The sequence below is a fragment of the Streptomyces sp. NPDC007929 genome (genome assembly GCF_042959065.1).
Classification (GTDB): Bacteria; Actinomycetota; Actinomycetes; order Streptomycetales; family Streptomycetaceae; genus Streptomyces.
Window position 1 is genome coordinate 164,101 of record NZ_JBIBKD010000003.1, and the last position, 21,205, is coordinate 185,305.

Here is a 21,205-nt window from a genome sequence, read left to right on the forward strand (position 1 = left end):
TCACGGGGATGCCGGCAGACGTCAGCAGACGGGTACGCCGCTGGGTACGGGCCGTGCGGGAACGGGCGGCCAACCGCGGCGACTCGGGCATGACCGCGATCGAGTTCGTGCTGCTCACCCCGGTCCTGTTCTTCATGATCTTCGCGACGGTGCAGTTCGCCCTGTACTTCTTCGCGGACCACGTGGCCCAGGCGGCGGCCCAGGCCGGAGCCCGCAAGGCCCGCGCCACGGCCGACGAACAGCCGGGCGCGTGGCGGGGCGAGGCGCGGGACGTGGTGGACAGCTACATCCAGCAGCTCGGCCCGCAGCTGGTCCTGTCGCCGGACGTGACGATGGTGCAGCCGGAGCAGAACACGGTGGGCGTGGAGATCGCCGCGAAGGTCCCGACGGTGTTCCCCGGGCTGGATCTGACGGTGCACGCGCGGTCGGCGGGGCCGGTGGAGCGGTTCGTACAGGAAGAGGGCAACTGAATGTCCGTCCCTTCCCCCGCCCGGGGCCGCCGGGCCACGGACGACAGTGGCCTGTCCACCGTCGAAGTCGTGATCCTGGCACCGGTGATGATCCTGTTCATCCTGGTCCTGGTGGCCTTCGGACAGCTTGTGGACGGCCGTGGGGCGCTCGACGGAGCGGCCCGGGACGCGGCCCGCGCGGGGTCGATCCAGAAGGACCACGCGACGGCCATGGCCGAGGCGAAGAAGGCCGCCGAGGCGAACCTGGCGGACGTCTGCTCGGGCCCGGTGAGCGTCACACAGACCAGCCAGGGCTTCGAGCCGGACACCATCTTCACGGTCGAGGTGAGCTGCCAGGTGCGGGGGCTCGCGATGCTCGGCCTCGACATCCCCACCACCCTGTCGGCGAGCTTCAGCTCCCCGCTCGACCCGTTCCGGAGGTCGGCGTGAGACACCTGCGGTCCTACGGCCTTTCGTGGTGGGCGGCCCGTCGCGTACGTCTGGACGACCGGGGTTCCGGCGCGGGCGCGGTCATCATCTTCACGATCGTCTTCCTCTCCCTCTCGGCGTTCGTCATCGACGGCGGCCTGTCCATCTCCAAGCGGGAACGCGCCGCGGACATCGCCGAACAGGCGGCTCGTTACGCGGCTCAGGACATCGACCGCGACGCCCTCTACGAGAACGAGGGCGGCCCGGCGCCGATCAACTTCGAGAACTGCGATGCCCGTGTGAAGGCCTTCGCCCGCGAGATGGACATGTCGGGCGCGGACATCGGCGCCACCCACTGCGTGGCGGCCGACGCCGACCAGGTACAGGTCGAGGTCCAGCTCACGTACTCGCCGGTCTTCACGGGCATGTTCTACGGCGGCGACGTGGTGGTCCACGGTGAAGCGGTGGCGCAGAACGAGGTCGGCTGAGCCGTCCGTCCGGAATATTCGGCGAATCTGCACACGGTTCACGGTGAGGTCGGGAAGAAGTGGGGCGGAAAGCGAGTCCGCTCATTTCCAGCACTGCGGAACGCATTTCCGCACCGTGAAGTGGCAGAAGGTGTGAAGACCGCGGGGTATCGGGTGCCCGCATGGTCACACCCATGAATGCGCGCCCGGATATCCACGCGCATCCCCATCCACGGACCGGTCACTGGCTGGCCGCCCCTTCTCCCGGCGTGCTTTGATCGGTCACGCTCGAGCACATCGAATTGTTGAACGAAGGGAACCGCCCCCCATGGCCTTCACCCCGCAGATCCAGACCGCCCAGATGTCCGACGCCGAGCTGGACTCCATCGCCGGCGGCCAGGCGGGCGGTGCTGCCGCGGGTGCCGGCGCCGCAGCCGGTCTCTACGTCGAGACCACGGCCGCCGGCCTCACCGCCGGCGTCGGCGGCGGCCTGGGCCTGGCCCTCTCGCCGCAGGGCATCTCGGCGGACCTGCACCTCAACGCGACGGTCGCTTCCTGACGCACCCCGCAGGAAAGGGCCCCGGATCTCCGGATCCGGGGCCCTTTCGCGTCACTCGGCGACGGTCCTACTTCCCCCCGCCGTCCCCCTTGCCACCCTTACTGCCCTTACCGCCCCGCTTGTCCTCGGTCTTCATGGCGTCGTTCACCTTCTTGGCGAGTTCGTCATCGAGCTTCTTGAACTCGCGCACGACGGCATCGGACATGCTCGCCAGCGCGTCGAGCTGCTGCGTGATGTCCTCGCGCCCGTCTTCCCAGTTGGACTCGAAATCGTCGAGCGCGTCATTGACGCTGCCGTCGCCGATGTCGTCCTTGTACGACTCGAAGAGTTTCTTGGTGTGATTCAGACGGGTCTTGATGGACCGCAGCCGCCGCCCGTAGCTCTCCAGCTCGGTCAGCGGAAGCGCGAGGTCGCTCTTGCCCTTGCCCATGTGGATTCCCCCAGCAGGTCGGACGGTCAGACGAAGCGGAAGGTACTCGTCACAGCGTCGAAGATGTCATGGAAGGCATCGGCCAGGTCCAGCACGGGGCTGGCTCCGGAGATGAGTGCGACCTGATCGGTGGTTCCCGGAATGGGCACATACGTCTGGCTCAACACCATACGCAGCGTCCGGCTGTCCCCCTGAGCGACGGGCACGTCCTCGACACCGTAGGTGCGCGCGGCAGGGCCCACTTCCGGGATCTCGACTGTCGTCACCCTGCGCCAGGCATCGCCTTCCCGGTGAGGTGTGATGGTGCGCAGACTCTCGGCGATGGCCCGGGGGTCCGTGGACAGAGCCATGCCCTGCTTGTTCCGCGAGCCGAGGATCGACACCGTGATGGTCGCGGACAACGGGACGCCGTCGAAGTTCTCCGCCATGCAGCCCAGGTACAGGGCGCCGGAGTCATGGGCGTCCTTGGCCATCTTGCGGAGCATGGAGCTCATGTCAGCTCGGTATGGGGCGAGTTCGGGAGTCTCCCGAACCCGATCGTCCACAAGTGCCCTGATCATGGAGTCACGCCCTTCTGGGCGGATGTCGAACTCCCACCAGGATTCCGGAACTGCCAGCGAGAAACTGGGCATCGATGCAACCTATCTCTTCCGGTCCAATTCCATTACATGCTGAGACCGAGGTCGTGCCTGGCGATGTCGACCAGCCTACTTTCGGGCACTGCAGGTGCCGTGTAGTCCAAGGCTCTGATGTGCTTGACGAAATCGTCGGGAAGAGCGACATGGTACGTGGCCAGGTAATAGCAGAGGTCCTCGCGCCAGATCCAGGTTCCATCTGTGTACATGGAACCGATGCCGGGCAGGTCGGGTCCGTCGGGATCCAGAACGTCCGGACCCGCGCTCATTTCGCTCCAGATCCCTTGACCATTTCTGAGGTATTCGAGGATTCTGTTCTCGTCCGGCTCGCCAGAGGGCCTGACGGCATCCTTGATCGATCCGGTCTCCGCCAGCCCCCAGCCGGGAGAGAGTTCGGAGAAGAACCCTACAGGGCGAATCATCGAGACTCCTTCTGGTGCTGCCGTCTTCATGCCATGGGGAGAAAGGTGAGCCATACGCCCTCGTCCCTGATGTGCGGTGTGAAGGGACCCTCGCCAAAGCTGGGCACACCGACTGCGTTGGTAGGAGCCTTGACGGGAACCCCCAGGGAGTTCGCCATGTCCTGGATCACGTGCGGCTGTGCGGCTCCGGAATGGCAGGTGAGCATCCTGATGGGCTCGCCATTGTAGCCAGGTATTCGGTTGATTGTATCAAGGACGTGATTCGGGTTGACTGTATGGCCACCTGCCCGCAGGCCCGCCCGATTCGCTTCGCCGGCGAGCATGCGGCCGTCCCTGGTTCCGTGAATAATCACGTCCTGATAGCCGGGAAGCCGCTCGGCAACATCAAAGTTTCTGAGGGTGGCGGGATCGTACCCGATAGCAGTAGCCCCCTCTTTGTGATACACGGGAATATCGGAGGGGAGCGCGTCGTCCGCTGCCCGGGTAGGGGGACTTACGTGAGGGGAGTCGGCCTTCCACCAACGGCTCTTTCCCATCATGCTGAATGTCAAATAACGGACGTCTTTCAGGGCTCGGACACTGTTGCCGAGGTTCTTCAATCCGCCACCGATTCCACCCATGAAGCCGGCGCCGAGTGCCTTGAGACCTCCGGCTTTCCAGAGCTTTCCGAGCTTGGCGAGGCTCGTGAAACCCTTCGTTGCAGGTATGCAGTCCAGGGCTGCCCATAGGAGATCACCCCAGCCGGCCTGACCCTTGATGACCTTTCTCAACGTGTCGGCGAGCACGACGAGAGCCGCCGCGAAGACGAGCCAGCCCAGCGGGCCGCCGATGATCATCACGAGGATGCCGACGACTGTCACGACCCATTTGCAGACCATGACGATCTCGTCCCAGTGGTCGGTGACCCAGTCGCCGATCTCCTCCCACCAGTGCCGGTTGGGGATCCCGGCGTCGGAGGCCTCCTCCAATTTCACGACCGTCCGACGGGCGGCCTCCTCGCGCATACGCCGTGCCTGGCCGGCGAGCTTCTTGGCCGCGTCGAGGGCACTCTGCGCGGCCTGCACGTCCTGCTCGGCCGCGCTCTGGCGAGCCTTGGCGTGCTGTGCGTTCCGCGTGGCGCGGCGGACCTCGGACTCGTCCGGCTTGGGGACGTCCTTGCCGGCGTTCTTCGACGGGTCGTACGAGTCGGTCTTCTCGGTCGCCGTCCGCACCCAGTCGTTGGCCCCGGACAGGGCCGTCTGTGCCGTGGTGAGTTCGGCGCGCGCTTTGCGGCCGTCCCGCAGTGCCCTGTCGGCCTTGTCCTGGGCGGTCTCCAGGTCAGGCCAGAAGGAAGCCAGGGCATCACCGGCCAGGTCGTAGGACTTCTTCAGCTTCCTCAGCTTCTTCGGTGCGTCAGCGAACTCCTCCGCGAACACATCCGCCGTCTTGCCCGCCCAGGAGAGGATCTCGTCCTCCTTGGCGATGCCCTTCAGATCGCGCAGGGCATCGGCGACATCGTCTGCGAAGTCGTGCAGCGTAGACGCGAGTTTGCGGACGCGCTGGGGATCGCCCGGGGCCGGGTCCCCATCCAGGTCGAGTATGTGCCAGTCGGTCGGCCTGTGTGACACGTGTGTTCCCCCGTAACACCCGCAACGGTCTGTATCAGAGCGGGCGTTGAACCTATCGCATGGCAGGTCGAGGTAAGCAGGGGTGCTCGGCGCCGCGCGCGGCAGGGCCGGCGGTGCGTTTATCCGGACCGCGCCCTGTCAGCGGTTGATCGACTGGATTTCCTGGACGTTCATGTTCTGGGTGGTTTCGAAGGTGCCGTCGGGGAGGTTGCCGCCGGTGCCGTCGGAGCCTTGCCAGGTGATTTTCCAGGTGACGCTGGCGGAAAGCCGGTAGGGGTTGCCATGGGTGGCGCGGAGGTAGCGGATGCCGCACGGTGGGGTCCTGTCGGCGGCGCCTTTGGTGTAGGGGGTGCCGATGGAGCCGTCGTCGTTGATCTCGCAGTCGCCGGAGGCGGGGTAGACCTCGGCGTCCTTGGTGCCGGGGTCCAGGTGGAGGGCGACCGGCTTGGCCGTCGTCTCCGCCCACAGGCCCGTGCCCGGGAGTTCCGCGCGCACCTGGACGTCCTGGAACGTGCCCTTGTCCAGCCAGACCCAGGTCGGGAGGTTCACCGTCGACTTGGCGGCCGGCTTCAACTCGACCTCGGTCTCGGGAACCTTGACCTTGTCGTAGGCGTACTCCGCGAGCGTCTGCGGGGTGGGGGCGTTCGGCACCTGGGGGATGTCACCGGCGTCCTGCCAGAACATCAGCCGGCTGCACAGCGACGTGTCGTCGATCTCGGTCACGTTCGGGGCCACCCCGCGCCAGAAGTAGCCCTTCTTGCCCAGGTTGTAGTTCTTGTACCCCTTCACGGTCGCCGGCTTGGTGAAGATCGTGGTGGCGTCCTTCTCGTCCCTGAAGTGGTCCGTCCAGAGCTCCGAGCCGTACCAGCCGTCCCGCAGACCGGCGTCACCGCTGCCGTCGTTCTCCGAGAAGTTCTTCAGCTGCTCGGGGGTGAAGACGGGCTCGTACCAGCACGGCGGCGGCTTCCAGTTGACGTCCGTCGCCGCCACGGTGCCCTGCTTACCGCCGGTGGGACCGCTCGTCCGGGTGACCTTGATCCTGGAGTGCGAGGCGGAGGCGGAGATCTCGTTGTCCTTGGCCCCGCCGCCGTAACTGCCCTCGCCGCCGAGGGCCATGGCAGGCGCGGGTGCGAGGAGCGTGACGGTCAGCGCGGCGACGGTGACCGGCCGGGAGGTGTGTGGGGACTTCACTTCGCGCATCCACCCCGCTCCGAACGGGCGGACACTGCCTGCCACACCCCCTGGGGGCTCTTGCCCATGGAGATGACGTAGAGGACCTCGGGGTCCGTGCCGGCCGGGTTGCCCTTGACCTCGCCGGTCTTGCGGTTCTTCGTGGAGGCCCTGCTCTCGTCGGTGCAGTAGGAGAGGGACGCCGCCGCCTTGTCCTTGGAGAGGGTGACCTTGGGGTCGAACACGGGCAGCTTGCCGATGACGGTGAGGTTCTTGTCCGTGTAGGTCCTGATCCACTGCTGACTCTGCAGGAAACCGTTCTTCGTGTCGTAGAAGGCGCGGTTCTCGCTCTCGGGATCGTTCTCGATGATCGCCTCGTAGCCGGCCCGCAGCTGTTCCCTGCCGTCGTTCAGCACGGCCTGCTCCACTGGATCACTGCTCGTCCAGTTCTCGAACGTCAGCTGGAAGCTGCTCGGGAGCTTGATCACCGGGCGCTCGACGTCGGACCCCGCGGAGGAAGAGGCCGATGCCGACGGGCTGCCGGAGCTGTCGCCCGCGCCCTTGATGTCGTCCGATGACGAGTTCTCGCCCCCGCCACAGGCGGTCAGAAGCAGCGCCGCCGTCGTGGCGAACGCGGCGGCAGTGGTGGTCAGTGCGCGGCGGACCACAGTTGATCTCCCCCGTAGTTTCGGTGTACGCGACAGAGAACGAAGCTATCAGGGGCCGGGCGTGGCGCTTCTAGGGCCAGCAGTGGATTGCGTGGGGATCGTGAGGAGTGTGCGTAGCACTTGCGAATGCCGCGTCTCCGGGCGGCCGACCCCGCGGCGAACACCTGTGACTTCGGGGGCAAATGGGACGGCCGCGGAGGTCCGTCGATCCGCCCTTCGACGACCCCGATGAGAGTCCATAAGATCTCTGTAGGCTCAGCACACCCCTCACTCCACACTCGACCCCAGGACACCCGCCATGCCGCGACGCCGCACCTCAAGCTCGTCAAGCTCGACGGGAAGTACGACGGGAACGACCATGGGAACGACGTCGGGGGACGCGGGTGCCCCGCGGAACCGGACCCCGCAGCCCGTGCGGATCCGGCGGCGTTCGTTCGGGGACTTCGTGAAGGCGTTCTTCGCCTTCCTCGCCCTGGCCGTGCTGCTCGTCGGCGTGCCGGGCGCGCTGGCCACGCAGATCGGGTGGCCGCTGCCCGACGGGGTGCCCAGTTTCGACTGGTTGCAGCAAGAGATCACCGTTCACACGTTCCTGAACATCCTCACCGTCGTCGTATGGCTGGCGTGGGCGCAGTTCACGGCGTGCGTGCTCGTGGAGATGAAGGCCGCGCTGTCGGGCGTCGGCGTGCCGGGCCGGGTGCCGGGCGCGGGGCCGAGCCAGTTGCTGGCGCGTCAGCTCGTGGCCGCGCTGCTGCTCGTCGGGGCGACCGCCGCCAGCTTCACGCCGGGTCTCTCGCAGCTCGGGAACAGCTACGACGCCCATCAGAAGCCGACCGTCGCGGCCGCCCAGGCCACCCCGGGCATCTTCGCCCAGCAGCAGGAGCAGGCCTCCGGCGCCGCGGCGGCCCTCGCCGAACAGGCCTCGCACGCCGCCGCCCACGCCGACGCCGGCGGCAGCACCGCCCAGCAGGGCGACACGAAGTTCTACCGGATCCAGCCGCCCGAGGGGCGTCACCACGACTCCCTGTGGGAGATAGCCCAGCGCCACCTCGGCGACGGGCGCCGCTACAAGGAGATCTTCGAGCTCAACAAGGACCGCGTGCAGCCGGACGGTTCCAAGCTCTCCGAGGCCAGCCTCATCCGGCCCGGCTGGATCATGGAGATGCCGGGTGACGCCCGCGGCGGCGACCTCGTCGAGATGCCCGACGAGGCGCCCAACGTGTCGCCGGACGTGCAGCAGCAGATCAGCGACTACGCCCGGACCGGCGACCACGCCCAGGGTGCAGGAGGCACCGAAGGCGGTAGCGACCAGGCCCACGGCGGCGGCGCCACCCACGTGTCCGTCCCCGACCAGCAACGGCCCGCCCATGACGGCACCGGCCACCAGCAGGCCACCCCCGTCGGCGCCGAGTCCGACAGCGCCTTCGGCCTCCCCGAGGCCCTCCTCACCGCCCCGCTCCTCGCCGCCGGTCTCCTCGGTGCCCTGGGGCGGCGGCGCCGGCAGGCGCTGTGGCAGTCGGCGTTCGGAGCCGTCGGCGGGCGGCGCGGCATGGAGCCGCCCACGCCGAGCGGTGACGCGCAGGACGTCCAGGACGCGCTGCTCGTCGGCGCCGACCCCGAGGGCGTACGGCTGCTCGACCGGTCGCTGCGCGGTCTCGCCGCCTCCCTCGCCGAGGAGTCGCGCCCCCTGCCGGTCGTCTACGCGGCCTGGCTCAGCAACGGCGACCTGCACCTCCAGCTCGCCCAGCCCGCCGGGAAGCCCCCGGCGCCCTGGCAGCAGGGGCAGGACCAGACGTTCTGGATGCTGTCGCGGACCGACGGCGAGCGCTACGAGGACATCGACACCGCCGCGCCCTACCCGGGCCTCGTCAGCCTCGGCACCATGGACGACTCGCGGCTGCTGCTCAACCTGGAGGCCGTGCCGGGCATCGTGTCGCTGAGCGGCCGGGAGGCCGACCGGGCCGCCGTCTTCGCGTCCGTCGCCGCCGAGTTGGCGACCAACGGCTGGTCGGACCGCATGACCATCACCCTCGTCGGATTCGGCGAGGACCTCACCCCCCTCGCCCCCAACCGGATCCGGCACCTCGAGGACATCGAGGCGCTCGTCGAGACCATGGAGGCCGAGACGCGGCAGCGGCGCGGAGCGCTCGGCGCCGCCGGGCACGACTCCGTCCTCACCGGCCGCACCGGGCCCGCCCAGCACACCCGCTGGGCCCCGCACCTCGTCCTGCTCGCCGCCCAGCCGTCCGCCGAGGACGCCGTCACCCTCGCCGAACTGGCCGCCGACGCGAGCCGGCTCGGCATCGGCTACCTCGTCGGCACCGAGACCGGCGATCTGCCCGGCGCCGCCTGGGAGATGGAGATCACCGGCGAGGGCAAGCTGCTCGCGCCGCTCCTCGGGCTCGAACTCGACGCGCAGGTGCTGCCCGTGGCCCAGCAGCGGGCCGTGGTGGAGCTGTTCGTCGAGTCCGACCCGGAGCGCGAGAGCGACGGGCCCGCGACCGCGCCCCCGTTCCTCGTCGACATCAGCGAGCAGGGGCGCCCGGCCGTGTACGCGCGGCTGGTCGGGCCGTACGAGATCATCGGCCTGGACACCCCGGACGGGGAGCGCAGCGCGCTGCTGCACGAGGCGCTCGCCCTGCTGCTCCTGCACCGCGAGGGCGTGCACCCGCGGGTGCTGTCCTCCGCGCTGTGGCCGCGCGGTGTCACCGACGACGTCCGCAGCGCGCTGCTGGACCGGCTGCGGATCTGGCTCGGCACCGACCCGGACGGCACGCCCCGCCTCGGCAGGGACGCGAGCGGGCGGCTCACCCTCGCCAAGAGCGTCGTCTCCGACCTGGACGTGCTGCGCTCGCTCTATCACGAGGCCACGCAGGGCAAGGGCGTCGACAGCCGGGCCGTGCGCGGGCGGCTGCTCACCGACGCGCTGGTGCTGGTGCGCGGGCCGCTGCTCGCCGACCGGCCCGAGGGGCGCTACCGGTGGCTCACCCACGAGATCGTCGACGCCCAGCTGCCGCTGCTCGTCGCGGACACGGGCCTCGCGCTGTGCGAGTTCCACATGGAGAAGGGCCGCGCGGAGAAGGCCATCGAGGCGCTGAACGCGGCGCTGCGGACCGCCCCGGCCGACGAGCGGCTGTGGCACGAACTGCTGCGCGCCACCCACGCCACCGGCGACTCGGAGCGGCTGTCCGGACTCGCCGCCGACCTCGTCGGCCGCAGCGGGGCCCGCGGACTGCCGCCGCGCACCGAGGCGCTGCTCGACGAGTTGCTGCCGACGTGGCGTGACGCCACCGCCGCGACGGGATGAGCGGATGAGCACCTGGGTGCTGGTCGCCGCCGCCGCGCTGTGGGGCGCGGCGGCCGGAGCGCTGCTGCCGCGCGCGGCCTACCGCTTCTCGGCGCCCTCGGGTGAGGCGTGGCGTCAGGAGTGCCCCGGCGGGCACGCCCTGCGCGGCTGGCTGGGGCGCGCGTCCTGCCCACTGTGCGCGGAGCGCGGCTACGGGCCGCGTACGACGCCCCTGGTGATCGCCACCGCCCTGGTCTGCGCCGTCCTCGCCGCCGCCACCGGCACCCGCCCCGAGCTCGGCGTCTGGCTGCTGCTCGCCCCGGCCGGCGTGCTGCTCACGGTCGTCGACTTCCGTGTCCGGCGGCTGCCCGACCCGCTCACCCTCCCCTTCGCCGGTGCCGCCCTGGCCCTGCTGGGCCTCACCGCCCTGGTCCCCGAACACGCGGGCGTCTGGACGACGGCCCTGCTCGGCTCCCTCGCGCTGGGCGGCGGCTACTTCGTGCTGTTCCTCGTCAACCCCGCGGGCATGGGCTTCGGCGACGTCAAACTCGCCCTCGGCGCGGGCGCGGCCCTCGGCTGGTACGGCTGGCCGACGGTCATGCTCGGCACCTTCGCCGGTTTCCTCCTGGGCGCCCTGTACGGCGGGGCCCTGGTCGTCACCCGCCGGGCCACCCGCAAGACGGCCATCCCCTTCGGCCCGTTCCTGATCGCGGGGGCGTACCTGGGGCTCCTGGTGGGTTCCTACACGGCCTGACCCGGGGCCCGGCATTCTTGTGATCATGACAAGCCTGCCTTCGTGCCCCGACCCCACCGGTCACCCGTACCACCGCCTGGACCGGGCCACAGGTCGGCTCAGATGGTGGCGCCCGCTGGTCGGCACCGTGCTGCTGAGCCTCGTCTACGTCGTGCTCCTGCTCGTGCTGCTGGGCGTCACCTACGGTCTGGGAGTGGCGTTCGGCGCGCCGGAACTGCCCGACGGGGGAATCGACTTGGGGCCGCTCGGGAACACCGCGCTGGATCTGGTGTCCCTCGCGATCGCCCTGCCCCTGGTGCTGCTGGCCACGCTCTGGCCGGCGAGACGGGCCGCCGGGACCGTCACCTCGGTCACCGGACGGCTGCGGACCGGCTGGCTCGGGTGGTGTCTGCTGGCCGGACTGCCGCCCATCCTGCTGCTCACGGTGATCGCCTTCTTCCTGCCGGGCGACTCGGACGAGCCCGGCGCGTGGGTGGGGTGGAGCTCCTTCCTCGCGGCCCTGGCCGTGCTGGCCGTCCTCGTGCCGTTGCAGGCCGCGGCCGAGGAGTACGTGTTCCGGGGCTGGCTGACCCAGGCGGTGGGGGCGTTCGTGCGCTCCCCGTGGCTCGCCGTGCTCCCGCAGGCCGTGCTGTTCGCCGCGGCCCACGGCTGGGGGACCCGCTGGGGCTTCCTCGGTCTGCTGGTGAACGGCGTGGTGGCGGGGCTGCTCACGATCCGCACCGGCGGGCTGGAGGCGGCGATCGCCCTGCACGTCCTGAACAACCTGCTGGCCTTCGGCGTCTCCGCGGCGGTCGTCGACGGACTGGCGTCGGACGAGACCGCGGCCGACGCGCCCTGGCCGCTGGCCCTCACGGCCGTGGTCACCGACCTGCTCTACGCGGCGCTCGTGCTGTGGCTCGCCCGGCGCCGCGAGCCACAGCGCCTGTCCGAGCCGACGCCGCCACCCCCGCCCGCACCCGCCCCGTACTACGGGCACCCCGCGCACCCGGGGCACCCTGCGGCCCCCGGGCACGCCCCGTACCCCGGCCACCCCGCGCCCGCCCCGTACCCCGGCCACCCCGCGCCCGCCCGGTACCCCGGCCACGCCGACCAGTCCGGCCCCGACCAGTCCACTCCCGGCCAGTCCGGCCCCGACCACCCCGGCCCCGCCCGCACCGCTTGACGGCCGCACGGCCTGACGTCCGGCTCGTGAAACCCCTGGCGTACGCTGGGCTGGTCCGTCCACAACCCTTACGAAAGGGACGCCCGGTGACCGAGAAGGCCGACCTTCAGCCCATCCTCGACCGTGCAGCCGCCGGTGGGCGGATCACCCCGGACGAGGCCCTCGTGCTGTACCGGGACGCACCCCTGCACGCGCTGGGCGCCGCCGCCGACGCCGTACGCCGCCGCCGGTACGCCGGGACCGAGCACATCGCGACGTACATCATCGAGCGCAACATCAACTACACGAACGTGTGCGTCACGGCGTGCAAGTTCTGCGCGTTCTACGCCCCGCCGAAGGCCAAGGACAAGGGCTGGACGCGCGACCTGGACGACATCCTGCGCCGCTGCGCGGAGACCGTCGAACTGGGCGGCACGCAGATCATGTTCCAGGGCGGCCACCACCCGGACTACGGCGTCGAGTACTACGAGAAGCACTTCGCGGCGATCAAGAAGGAGTTCCCCCAGCTGGTCATCCACAGCCTGGGGGCGTCCGAGGTCGAGCACATGGCCCGGATCTCGAAGGTCTCCGTCGAGGAGGCCATCCAGCGCATTCACGCCGCCGGCCTCGACTCCTTCGCCGGTGCCGGTGCCGAGCTGCTGCCCGAGCGGCCCCGCAAGGCCATCGCCCCGCTGAAGGAGTCCGGCGAGCGCTGGCTGGAGATCATGGAGATCGCGCACAACCTGGGCGTGGAGTCCACCTCCACCATGCTGATGGGCACCGGCGAGACCAACGCCGAGCGCATCGAGCACCTGCGGATGATCCGGGACGTCCAGGACCGCACCGGCGGCTTCCGCGCCTTCATCCCGTACACCTACCAGCCCGAGAACAACCACCTGAAGGGCCGCACACAGGCGACGCTCTTCGAGTACCTGCGGATGATCGCCATCGCGCGGCTGTTCATGGACAACATCGCCCACATCCAGGGCTCGTGGCTGACCACCGGCAAGGAGGTCGGCCAGCTCTCCCTGCACTACGGCGCCGACGACCTCGGCTCGATCATGCTGGAGGAGAACGTGGTGTCGTCGGCCGGTGCCAAGCACCGGTCCAACCGGATGGAGATCATCGACCTCATCCGGAAGGCGGGCCGGGTGCCCGCCCAGCGTGCGACCACGTACGAGCACCTCGTCGTCCACGACGACCCGGCGAACGACCCGGTGGACGACCGCGTCGTCTCGCACATCTCCTCCACGGCCATCGAGGGCGGCACGGCTCTCCCCGAGCTGAAGCTGCTGGCGCCCAACTGACCCGGCCGTGCTGACGATCCACGCCACCCGACCGACCCGGCCGTGCTGACGATCCACGCCGCCCCGCTGGTCCTCCCGGCGGGCGCACCCGGCCCGGGCGCACCCGGCCCGGGCGCACCCGTCGTGGACGGTGCCGTCGCGGTCGACGGTGACCGGGTCGTCGCCGTGGGGCCCTACGACGAGGTCGCCGAGGACGCGCCCGGCGCGCGGATACGGCGCTGGCCCGGCGTTCTCACCCCGGGCCTGCGCCAGTGGCACCCGCTGTGGCTGCTGCGCCACTGCTACCACCCCGACCCCCGCGAGGCCGACGAGCTGGGCGAACAGCCCCTGTGGGGCGAGCGGCTGGCCGCCCTGGGCGACCTCACCGAGACCCGCTGGTCGGGCAGCGTGCGACGCGGTGTGCAGCGGATGCTGCGCTACGGCACGACCGCGGTCGCCTCACCCGGCGCCCGCTTCCGCGATCCGCTGGTGGCCACGGCCGTCGCCCGCTGCGGGCTCACCGTCGTGGGGACCATGGGCGCTCCCGGCATGCTGCTGGGCGAGCGGCCCGACCTCGACCCGCTCGCGGAGGGGTACGACCTCCAGGGCGCCGTCCACGGCCCGTTGACCATCGGCGGCCGGGCCGACCTGGTCGTGTTCGACGTGCCCGACGAGACGGCCCTGCGCGAGCGCGGCGCGGCGACCTGCGTGGCGACCGTACTGGCCGGCCGGCTGGTCTACCGGGCCCGCTGACCGGCCCCCTGGCCGATGGCCGGTCAGCCCGCGAACGCCTTCCCGAACGCCCCCGCCCCCTGCGCCACCCCGCTGCAATCCGTCGCCGCCCTGGACGAGTCGGCGCCCCGCGCGCACTGCCGGTCCCGGGCCGTCGACCACATCGACACCCAGGCGATGCCCTTCTCCTCGGCGAACGCCCGCACCTCGGCGGCGTCCGCGAGCGTGAAGGTCTCGTTCGCGACGTCGTTGACGCCGATCATCGAGGTGAGCGCCATGCCCTGCCAGGCGGTCGCGTCCGAGGTGCCGAAGACCTTCTTCAACTGGGTGTGCGCGGCCCCGGCGGCCGTGCGGGCGTAGCCGCCCATGTCACCGTCGTACGAGGAGCCGTAGTTCATCGTCATGAGGTTGACGGTGGAGACCCGTACGCCGTGGTCGTTTGCGGAGTCGAGCAGCGCCAGGCCGTCCTTGTCCAGGCCCGAGGGCATCACCGGGAGCGTGAACGAGACGTCCAGGCCGGTCCGTTCCCTCTGCATCCGTGCGATCGCCTTCGAACGCAGGGTGACGGAGGCGGAGTCGGAGAGTTCGTCGCCCTCGATGTCGAAGTCGGCGAGGCCGGTGCCGGCCGCGTCCAGCGCCTTGCCGTACGCCGTCGCCAGCTCCGCGGCGCTGCCACAGTTCGCCGCGAGCTCCTTGCCGGAGGCGCCGCCGAAGGAGACCCGGACCCGGCCGCCGTCCGCCTTGAGCTTCGCGATGCGCGAGGCGACCTTGGCGTCGCCGATGGCGTGCGTGCCGTTCCAGCGCGGGGCGCAGTCGTCGCCGTCGGCTATGACGAACGCCAGGTTGTACGTCGTGGGGGAGCCGGCGGTGTCGGTGCCGGCGGCCTCGGTGGCGCTGAGGTACGGGGCGTACGAGGTGCCGGCCGCGGGAGACGCGGGAGACCCGGCGGACGTGGGGGCTGCGGAGGCCCCAGGGGCCGCGTCGCCCTGCCCGGAGCATGCGGCGGTGGCGAGGGCGAGCAGACAGCCCAGCCCGGCCACCGCCGGTTTCCGGTGACTCCTCATGACGTGCGCTCCCGTTCTCGTGAGGTGCGGGGGTAGAAACAGAAAGTACGTCCCCCGGCACCGAACGTCTCACGGAGGCGGCGGCACGCACGCGGCCGGGGCTCCAGCCCGGAGGGGGTGCTGCAAGAATGGGCCCGTGACCCGCGCATCCCTGGACAAGCAGCCGCACGAAGTCGCCTCGATGTTCGACGACGTGGCGGAACGGTACGACCTGACCAACGACGTGCTGTCCCTCGGCCAGGACCGACGATGGCGCAAGGAGGTCGCCAAGGCGGTCGACGCGCGCCCCGCGCAGAAGATCCTCGACCTGGCGGCGGGCACCGGCACCTCCTCGCTGCCCTTCGCCCGCACCGGCGCCTACGTCGTCCCCTGCGACTTCTCCCAGGGCATGCTCCAGGTCGGCAAGCAGCGTCAGCCCTGGCTGCCGTACACCGCCGGCGACGCGACGCGGCTCCCCTTCAAGGACGACACCTTCGACGCCGTCACCATCTCCTTCGGGCTGCGCAACGTGCAGGACACCGACGCGGGCCTGCGCGAGATGCTCCGGGTGACCCGGCCCGGCGGGCGGATCGTGATCTGCGAGTTCTCGCACCCCACGTGGGCGCCGTTCCGCACGGTCTACACCGAGTACCTGATGCGCGCCCTGCCGCCGGTCGCCCGGGCCGTGTCCTCCAGCCCGGACGCCTACGTCTACCTCGCCGAGTCCATCCGCGCCTGGCCGGACCAGCCCGCCCTCGCCGGGCGCCTGGGCAAGGCCGGCTGGTCGAGGGTGGCCTGGCGCAACCTGAGCGGCGGCATCGTCGCCCTGCACCGGGGCTTCAAGGCCGAGTGAGACCGGGGCCCGTCGGCCTCAGGGTGAGCCTCGGCCCCGGAGCGAGCCTCGGCCCCGGAGTGAGCCTCGGCCTCAGGGTGAGCTGAGGACCATGTACGGGTCGCCCGGCTCGTCCAGCTCGCGCTGGAGACCGCCCCGGGGCGGACGCGGGATCCGCGGTTCGTGCACGCCCCCGCCGCCCTCACCCGGGCCGAAGTCGAACCACACGTAGACCATCGAGTCCCGCGGCACCTCGGCGCCGGGCTGCGGGTACTGGCGTACGACGTAGTCGACGACGGCGAGAGGGAGCTCGGGCCGGTCCGGTGCGGCGAGGAGGAGGCCCTGTGCGCGGGCCGTCTCCCGCGCGTCCACGGCCATCAGACCGACCAGACGCGGTACGCGCACTTCGGGTGTCTTGCGGGACATGTGCACAGATGTCACCCCCAGCGGTACAGGAAGGGTAACTCCCGCCCCGTACCGACCGGAAGCGACCGGTGTCGGTCTGTGACAGTCGACTACTCCGCGTCAACCGCCCTGGAGATCGAGCCGGTAGCAGTGCCCCGCCCGCTGCGAGGCCGGGGTTGTGAACGTCTCGGCCAGGCGCATCCCCAGGCGCCGGGTCACCGCGATGGACCGGCTGTTGCGGGCGTCGACCATTGCGACGACGCCCGGGACGCCCCTGGCCCGCATCCGCTCCAGCGTCTGCCGCGCGGCCGCGGTGACATAGCCCTTGCCCCAGTGCTCCCGGCCCAGCCGCCAGCCGATCTCGATCTCCCCGGCCGGGCCCCAGGGCCGGTCCCACGGCTGGGCCCCGGTGAAGCCGATGACCTGACCCGACTCATCGAGCACGGTCCACAGGCAGAAGCCGAGTTCCGCGTCGTGCCGGCGCTGGCGGGCGGTGAGCTCCTCGTAGACCGAGAGTTCCGCGGCCCTGCCGCCCTGGTACTCCATGACGTCCGGGTCGTCGAAGATCCGGTGCCAGGTGAACGCGTCCTCGTGGGTGGGGACGCGAAGCCGTACAGCGGGGAGAGCCAGGTTCACGGAGGCAGCCCTTCAGCCGGGTGATGAATGCTGCTGCATAGACTGCCCATGTCCAGTGCCGGTCGGCACGCAAGATTGACGAACTTGGGGAGATCCCGCCGTGACCGTCGTGACCGAGCCCCTCTCCGAGAACACCGCCGATGTGATCGTCGTGGGCGCGGGGCCGGCCGGCTCCACCACCGCCTACCACCTCGCCAAGGCGGGACTCGACGTCCTCCTGCTGGAGAAGACAGAGTTCCCCCGCGAGAAGGTCTGCGGCGACGGCCTCACCCCGCGCGCCGTCAAGCAGCTGGTGGCGATGGGCATCGACATCTCGGAAGAGGCGGGCTGGCTGCGCAACAAGGGCCTGCGCATCATCGGCGGCGGGGTGCGGCTCCAGCTCGACTGGCCGGATCTCGCCTCCTTCCCCGACTACGGCCTCGTCCGCAAGCGCGACGACTTCGACGAGCAGCTCGCAAGGAACGCTCAGAAAGCCGGTGCGCGGCTCTTCGAGCGGTGCAACGTGGGCGCGCCGATCCTGGACGAGCGCACGGGCCGTATCACCGGGGTGCACGCCAAGCTCGGTGAGGACAAGCGCGAGGTCACCTTCCGCGCCCCGCTGGTCGTCGCCGCCGACGGCAACTCCACCCGGCTGTCCCTGGCGATGGGCCTGCACCGCCGCGAGGACCGTCCGATGGGCGTGGCGGTGCGCACGTACTTCACCAGCCCGCGCCACGAGGACGACTACCTGGAGTCCTGGCTGGAGCTGTGGGACCGCCGCGGCGCCGAGGACCGCCTGCTGCCCGGCTACGGCTGGATCTTCGGCATGGGCGACGGCACCTCGAACGTCGGCCTCGGTGTCCTCAACACCTCCGACTCCTTCAAGGAGCTGGACTGGCGCGAGGTGCTGAAGGCCTGGTGCGCGTCCATGCCGGAGGACTGGGGCTACACCCCCGACAACATGACCGGCCCGATCCGCGGCGCCGCCCTGCCGATGGCCTTCAACCGCCAGCCGCACTACACCAAGGGCCTGCTGCTCGTCGGCGACGCCGGCGGCCTGGTGAACCCCTTCAACGGCGAGGGCATCGCCTACGCCATGGAGTCCGGCCAGATCGCCGCCGACGTCATCGTCCAGGCCCACGCCCGGCCGACCCCGCAGAGCCGCGAACTGGCCCTCCAGCGCTACCCGCGCGTCCTGAAGGACACCTACGGCGGCTACTACACCCTCGGCCGCGCCTTCGTGAAGCTCATCGGCAACCCGAAGGTCATGCAGATCGCGGCCCAGCGCGGTCTCACGCACCCGATGCTGATGAAGTTCACCCTGAAGCTGCTGGCGAACCTCACCGACCCGACGGGCGGCGACGCGATGGACCGCATCATCAACGGGCTGAGCAGGGTGGCCCCGAAGGCCTGAGCCGGCCGGCGGCTACCTCCGGGTGAGGGCCTCGGCGTTCGCGGCCCGGCGGGCGAGCACCTCGTCCCGCCGGTCCGCCATCTGCGCCAGCGCGTCCCTGCGCTCCCGCTTGGCGAGCCGGTCCAGGTAGAGCCGGCCGTCGCAGTGGTCGGTCTCGTGCGCGAGGCAGCGGGCGAAGTACCCCGTGCCCTCGATCACGACCGGCTCGCCGTCCCTGTCGAGGCCGTGGACGACGGCCCGGTCCGGTCGCGGTACGTCCATGGTGGCGCCCGGCACCGACAGACAGCCCTCGCCCTCGTCGAGCAGCCTCCTGCGGGCGGCGTCGAGCGGTTCCAGCACCGGGTTGACGACGTGCCCGACGTGCCGCACCCCGTCGTCGTCCGGGCAGTCGTAGACGAACAGTCGCATATCGACACCGACCTGGTTCGCGGCGAGTCCGGCGCCGGAGGCGGTGTACATCGTCAGGAACATGTCGTCGATGAGCGCGGCGAGGTCCGGGCCGAACTCGGTGACGTCCCGGCACGGCTTGTGCAGGACCTCCTCACCGACCTCGGTGATCCGCCGGAGGTGTCCGCGCCGGGCCTCGGGCGCGAGCCGCGGATACGAGTCGACGGGCCGGCCCTGTACGAAGACGCTGGGCATCTGTCTCTCCTCGGGTGTCGGTTCTTGCTGACCGGCACTCATGACAGCAGAGACACCCGCGGTGGTCCCAGGAGGAGTCCGGCCACACGGGAGGAAGCCCCTGAGGCCGCTCGGGGCCCGTGGGCATGCCTGCCGGGCCCCGGGAGCCTGGGAGGCCGGGCAGGCCGGGAGAACGCCGCCAGGGCGGCAGGAGAGGCGTGGACAGGACGGAGGGCCGCCTGCCTCCCGAGGAGGCGGCGGCCCTCAAGCCCGTACGCGTGCGATCAGAGGACGCGGACCGCGCCCGACGCCGGGTAGCCCGAAAGGTCCTGGATGACGACGCCCTTGGACGGGTTGGCGGCGTCCAGGTACTGGCCGTTCCCGATGTAGACACCCACGTGGTACGCGGAGCCCTTGCCACCCCAGTACAGGATGTCGCCGACCTGGACGCTGGACAGCGGCACGTCGGTGCCGGCCATCGACTGGTCCTGCGAGACGCGCGGCAGGTCCACACCGACCTGCTTGTACGCGGCCTGCACGAGGGAGGAGCAGTCCCAGGCGTTGGGACCGGTGGCGCCCATGACGTAGGCGTCGCCCACCTGGGCCTTGAGGAAGGCGATGACCGTCGCGACGCTGCCGCTGGCGGGCGCCGACACGGAGGTCGAGGTGGAGGCGGAGGCGGAGAGGGTGGCGCGCTCGGCGCTGCGCGTGGCGCGCTCGGCGGCGGCCTTGCGGGCGGCCTCGGCGGCCTTCTTCTTGGCCTCGGCCTTCTTGGCCGCGGCGAGGTCCTTCTTGGCCTCGGCGGCGGCCTTGGCGGCGGCCGCGTCACGCTCGGCGCGCAGCTCGTAGTTGGCGGCGGCCTGCTGGGTGGCGGCCGCGGACTGGGCGACCTGAGCGGACAGGTCGGCCGTCAGGGTGGGCAGTTCGATGGTCTGCGTCACCGGCTCGGCGGCGCTCGCCGAGGCGGACGCGCCCGCCGCTGCCATGCTGAGGACGCCACCGGCAACTCCGGCACGCACGGCGATCGAAGAGGTCGCGCTGCGGCGGGGTTTCCGGTGGCTGCGTATGTGAGCGGTGTGGGACATGGGAACAACCGGTACCAGGGGCTCCTTCATATCTTCAAGAAACGTGTGCTGCGCCACAGTTGTTCAACCGGGCCCCCAAATCCCCCCGACGAGCCCCTTTATTGACGCCGTAACGGACATTGCGGGCGCACCGTGATCGGCCTGTGATCACGGTCTTTGATCAATACGCCCGAATTGCCCCGCGCCTACCATCGGTTGGCTTGATTGGCCAAGCCCCGTTCTCATGGATCTCTCATCTGTGTGACGGAGGTCACGGAACGGCCGTCCCGTTCGTCGCGTCCCGCGCGAAGATCACGGCCGGGTCACGGGCTCGCGAAGATCGTGAACGCGTGCACGCGTCCACACCCCGCCTCGTGACCCCCCTGATGTGTGAACGCGCCTCTACCAAGAGATCAAGTCCATCGCCAATTTGCATGCAAGAGAACCATCTTGATATTGAGACGACCCCTCCGGCCTGCGGTGACGAGCCAAAATGTCACCTCTCGTGATCACTCGGACGCTTCGCGTGTGAAGATCACCGCTCATCCGACTTCATGATCGATCGTCAGGTGGTGGAGATCACAAAGGTTCAGTAATACCCCGTGTCGCAGATCACAGAGCGTCGGGCATAAGATGCACGCGGTTGGGCTTGTGACCTGCTTCACATGTTCCCGATCTTCGCCGGGGCGGGCGGGGTTCGAGGGACGGGTGGGGCGCAAGTGGGCCCAATGCAAACCTCCCCCTAGGTCTCGGCTTCGCTCGACCAGGGGGGACCCCCATGCAGTCAGTGCCGACTGAGAGGAGCGAGGAGCGGTGAACGCTTATGCGCCCATCCTCGTACTGGGAGCCCTCGGGGCAGGCTTTGCGATCTTCTCCGTGGTCATGGCCACGTTGATCGGGCCCAAGCGGTACAACCGCGCCAAGCTCGAGGCCTACGAGTGCGGTATCGAGCCGACCCCCACGCCGGCCGGTGGCGGGCGCTTCCCCATCAAGTACTACCTGACGGCGATGCTCTTCATCATTTTCGATATCGAGATCGTCTTCCTCTACCCCTGGGCCGTCACCTTCGACGCCCTGGGGATCTTCGGGCTCGTGGAGATGCTGCTCTTCGTGCTCACCGTCTTCGTCGCGTACGCGTACGTATGGCGGCGCGGCGGCCTGGAATGGGACTGAGGAGCC

Annotated in this window: 23 protein-coding genes; 12 read left to right on the plus strand and 11 right to left on the minus strand. The window is 70.2% G+C overall.

Annotation, left to right across the window (positions count from 1 at the left end; translation table 11 throughout):
* Positions 1-8 precede the first annotated feature (8 nt).
* From ACFZDE_RS10340 to ACFZDE_RS10355, 4 genes are all read left to right on the plus strand, one after another.
* Complete coding sequence (locus ACFZDE_RS10340; protein ID WP_391199242.1) at positions 9-470, plus strand: TadE/TadG family type IV pilus assembly protein; 462 nt, start codon at positions 9-11, stop codon at positions 468-470.
* Entirely contained in the window at positions 471-899 is a 429-nt protein-coding gene (locus ACFZDE_RS10345) for a TadE/TadG family type IV pilus assembly protein (RefSeq protein WP_391199243.1), read from the plus strand.
* Complete coding sequence (locus ACFZDE_RS10350; protein ID WP_390992818.1) at positions 896-1,366, plus strand: pilus assembly protein TadG-related protein; 471 nt, start codon at positions 896-898, stop codon at positions 1,364-1,366. The genes ACFZDE_RS10345 and ACFZDE_RS10350 overlap by 4 nt, the downstream gene beginning before the upstream one ends.
* 307 nt (positions 1,367-1,673) lie before the next feature.
* Positions 1,674-1,904 carry a hypothetical protein gene (locus ACFZDE_RS10355; protein ID WP_390992821.1) on the plus strand — a complete coding sequence of 77 codons (231 nt, stop codon included), beginning with the start codon at positions 1,674-1,676 and terminating at the stop codon, positions 1,902-1,904.
* A gap of 67 nt (positions 1,905-1,971) precedes the next feature.
* Here ACFZDE_RS10355 and ACFZDE_RS10360 read toward each other — a convergent pair whose 3' ends face one another.
* From ACFZDE_RS10360 to ACFZDE_RS10385, 6 genes are all read right to left on the minus strand, one after another.
* Positions 1,972-2,334 (minus strand): hypothetical protein, encoded by a 363-nt coding sequence (locus ACFZDE_RS10360; RefSeq protein ID WP_142160769.1) that lies wholly within the window; start codon positions 2,332-2,334, stop codon positions 1,972-1,974.
* Positions 2,335-2,360: 26 nt separating this feature from the next.
* On the minus strand, positions 2,361-2,966 hold the full coding sequence (locus tag ACFZDE_RS10365; RefSeq protein WP_390992824.1) for a hypothetical protein: 606 nt from the start codon (positions 2,964-2,966) through the stop codon (positions 2,361-2,363).
* Positions 2,967-2,998: 32 nt separating this feature from the next.
* Positions 2,999-3,391, minus strand: coding sequence for a hypothetical protein (locus ACFZDE_RS10370; protein ID WP_391199246.1), 393 nt, complete (start codon positions 3,389-3,391; stop codon positions 2,999-3,001).
* Positions 3,392-3,417: 26 nt separating this feature from the next.
* On the minus strand, positions 3,418-4,998 hold the full coding sequence (locus ACFZDE_RS10375; protein WP_391199249.1) for a putative T7SS-secreted protein: 1,581 nt from the start codon (positions 4,996-4,998) through the stop codon (positions 3,418-3,420).
* A gap of 138 nt (positions 4,999-5,136) precedes the next feature.
* On the minus strand, positions 5,137-6,198 hold the full coding sequence (locus tag ACFZDE_RS10380; protein WP_391199251.1) for a hypothetical protein: 1,062 nt from the start codon (positions 6,196-6,198) through the stop codon (positions 5,137-5,139).
* Positions 6,186-6,836 (minus strand): hypothetical protein, encoded by a 651-nt coding sequence (locus ACFZDE_RS10385; protein WP_391199253.1) that lies wholly within the window; start codon positions 6,834-6,836, stop codon positions 6,186-6,188. The genes ACFZDE_RS10380 and ACFZDE_RS10385 overlap by 13 nt, the downstream gene beginning before the upstream one ends.
* A 358-nt stretch (positions 6,837-7,194) precedes the next feature.
* Here ACFZDE_RS10385 and ACFZDE_RS10390 point away from each other — a divergent pair, with 358 nt between their 5' ends.
* The 5 genes from ACFZDE_RS10390 (at position 7,195) to ACFZDE_RS10410 (ending at position 14,053) form a co-directional block, all read left to right on the plus strand.
* Positions 7,195-10,140: a BTAD domain-containing putative transcriptional regulator gene (locus ACFZDE_RS10390; protein ID WP_391199256.1), complete on the plus strand. Its 2,946-nt coding sequence runs from the start codon at positions 7,195-7,197 to the stop codon at positions 10,138-10,140.
* 4 nt (positions 10,141-10,144) lie between these two features.
* The gene (locus ACFZDE_RS10395) at positions 10,145-10,873 is read left to right on the plus strand and encodes a prepilin peptidase (protein WP_391199259.1); all 729 of its coding nucleotides are present in this window, start codon (positions 10,145-10,147) and stop codon (positions 10,871-10,873) included.
* Positions 10,874-10,898: 25 nt separating this feature from the next.
* Positions 10,899-12,035: a type II CAAX prenyl endopeptidase Rce1 family protein gene (locus tag ACFZDE_RS10400; RefSeq protein WP_391199261.1), complete on the plus strand. Its 1,137-nt coding sequence runs from the start codon at positions 10,899-10,901 to the stop codon at positions 12,033-12,035.
* 86 nt (positions 12,036-12,121) lie between these two features.
* A complete protein-coding gene (gene mqnC, locus ACFZDE_RS10405; protein WP_391199264.1) occupies positions 12,122-13,321 on the plus strand; it encodes a cyclic dehypoxanthinyl futalosine synthase in 1,200 nt (399 codons plus the stop codon).
* Between the two features lie 42 nt (positions 13,322-13,363).
* Entirely contained in the window at positions 13,364-14,053 is a 690-nt protein-coding gene (locus ACFZDE_RS10410) for a hypothetical protein (protein WP_391199266.1), read from the plus strand.
* A gap of 23 nt (positions 14,054-14,076) precedes the next feature.
* Here the strand turns inward: ACFZDE_RS10410 and ACFZDE_RS10415 are convergent, their stop codons facing one another.
* Positions 14,077-15,096: a chitinase gene (locus tag ACFZDE_RS10415; RefSeq protein WP_391199268.1), complete on the minus strand. Its 1,020-nt coding sequence runs from the start codon at positions 15,094-15,096 to the stop codon at positions 14,077-14,079.
* Between the two features lie 136 nt (positions 15,097-15,232).
* Here ACFZDE_RS10415 and ACFZDE_RS10420 point away from each other — a divergent pair, with 136 nt between their 5' ends.
* On the plus strand, positions 15,233-15,928 hold the full coding sequence (locus tag ACFZDE_RS10420; RefSeq protein ID WP_390992856.1) for a demethylmenaquinone methyltransferase: 696 nt from the start codon (positions 15,233-15,235) through the stop codon (positions 15,926-15,928).
* Between the two features lie 72 nt (positions 15,929-16,000).
* On the opposite strand, the gene ACFZDE_RS10425 is transcribed toward ACFZDE_RS10420, so the two are convergent.
* The gene (locus ACFZDE_RS10425; protein ID WP_391199270.1) at positions 16,001-16,333 is read right to left on the minus strand and encodes a PASTA domain-containing protein; all 333 of its coding nucleotides are present in this window, start codon (positions 16,331-16,333) and stop codon (positions 16,001-16,003) included.
* Between the two features lie 99 nt (positions 16,334-16,432).
* Positions 16,433-16,948: a GNAT family N-acetyltransferase gene (locus ACFZDE_RS10430; RefSeq protein ID WP_390992860.1), complete on the minus strand. Its 516-nt coding sequence runs from the start codon at positions 16,946-16,948 to the stop codon at positions 16,433-16,435.
* 100 nt (positions 16,949-17,048) lie between these two features.
* On the opposite strand from ACFZDE_RS10430, the gene ACFZDE_RS10435 reads away from it, so the two are divergent.
* Positions 17,049-18,341 (plus strand): geranylgeranyl reductase family protein, encoded by a 1,293-nt coding sequence (locus ACFZDE_RS10435; protein ID WP_390992863.1) that lies wholly within the window; start codon positions 17,049-17,051, stop codon positions 18,339-18,341.
* Positions 18,342-18,353: 12 nt separating this feature from the next.
* Here the strand turns inward: ACFZDE_RS10435 and def are convergent, their stop codons facing one another.
* A complete protein-coding gene (gene def / locus ACFZDE_RS10440) occupies positions 18,354-18,983 on the minus strand; it encodes a peptide deformylase (protein WP_390992866.1) in 630 nt (209 codons plus the stop codon).
* Positions 18,984-19,246: 263 nt separating this feature from the next.
* Complete coding sequence (locus ACFZDE_RS10445; protein WP_391199272.1) at positions 19,247-20,077, minus strand: NlpC/P60 family protein; 831 nt, start codon at positions 20,075-20,077, stop codon at positions 19,247-19,249.
* A gap of 762 nt (positions 20,078-20,839) precedes the next feature.
* Between ACFZDE_RS10445 and ACFZDE_RS10450 the strand changes: the two genes are divergently transcribed.
* The gene (locus tag ACFZDE_RS10450) at positions 20,840-21,199 is read left to right on the plus strand and encodes an NADH-quinone oxidoreductase subunit A (RefSeq protein ID WP_003974383.1); all 360 of its coding nucleotides are present in this window, start codon (positions 20,840-20,842) and stop codon (positions 21,197-21,199) included.
* Positions 21,200-21,205: the final 6 nt, after the last annotated feature.